The following is a 1124-nucleotide window of genomic DNA, read 5'->3' as shown; positions in this document are numbered from 1 at the left end:
GATGCGGGGTGCACCCGTAAACTTCGAGATAGCACAGGAGGTGAGATTCAATTTCTTTCTGAGTGGGGCGAGCCGAGAAGTTGAAGCGGGTCCACCAGCGGCCTCCTAGAGCACTTTCATACTCCGAGAAGTCACCCCCCACAAGTGCTTCCTTGACCACCTTGGAGTCATCTCCGGTGACCATTGCCGTAGCCCTTGCCACCTGCGTTGCAGCACTTGAGTCGGCGGAGAAGTACAGTACTGGGATGTTCGCTGTCATCGCCAAAAACAGCGCGAAGAGACTTTTCCCTGTGCCTGGGCCGGCAACGACTAGCGAAAGCTCAGACCGCCGAAACTCGACCTCCAGCCGCTTGAGGGACTTGAACGCATTTGGGATCGGTTCACCCGCTGCCCCACGAATCCTTGTCGACTGAGTTAGAGAGAACATAGCTCCGGTTCCTTTCCTCGGACCCACCACTCCCCGCACATCACGGGAAGCAAGTAGGCGGGTCTAAAAAAAGCCCCTAGGGGCGGTGTCTCTGATCGAAGCATACGCGTCTGGCATATGCAATGCAATGGAGTTGCTAGCCACGACGAGAAGAACAGGCATGGCTGACATCACAGAAGCGGCACAGGAACCCGGGCTTAGCGGGGAACTTTCCCGCCTTCACGTTCTGGTCCATGGTGACGAAGCGTGAGGCTACCGCTTCCTCGGTAACTGCGATGAGATCGACTGGCTTTGACGGCTTCCCCACCTTGGCCATGAACCAATCAGCGTCATTGACAGTCACCCCCAAAACCTTCCGCGCAAGGACCCCATAGGTCTCAAGCTGGAACTTCGACTTCGTACTACCCGTCTTGAGATCGCGGACCCGCACCGACCCATCCGGCCGTTCAAGGAGCTGATCCACGTAGCCCTGGACTCTGACACCCCCGAGGTCTGCCGTCAAGTGCCTTTCAATGCCGGGCTGACCTGCGGAGTCCTTCCAGATTACGGGCTCTGCATCCTGGGCCCATGCGACGTATGCCCTGATCTGGTCCATACCTAGGACGTACCGGGCCTCGATGTCCGACTGCCCGTCTGTGCCGGCGGTCAGCCAGTGGTCCAAGTTGGGCTCAGCTTCAAGAGCCTTGTTCACCCGGGC

The 1124-nt window shown here is 58.4% G+C and carries 2 protein-coding genes; both read right to left on the bottom strand.

What is annotated here, in order from left to right; all coding sequences use genetic code 11:
• Positions 1–427 (bottom strand): DnaB-like helicase C-terminal domain-containing protein (locus ACFVV5_RS19200; RefSeq protein WP_387247312.1); only part of this gene is annotated, 427 nt, incomplete at its 3' end.
• A 136-nt stretch (positions 428–563) separates the two neighbouring features.
• The coding region (locus tag ACFVV5_RS19195) for a PD-(D/E)XK nuclease family protein (protein WP_387247310.1) at positions 564–1124 on the bottom strand (561 nt) is incomplete at its 5' end.

The sequence above is a fragment of the Leifsonia sp. NPDC058248 genome (genome assembly GCF_042881905.1).
GTDB lineage: Bacteria > Actinomycetota > Actinomycetes > Actinomycetales > Microbacteriaceae > Leifsonia.
This window is presented reverse-complemented; position numbering and strand designations above follow the sequence as displayed.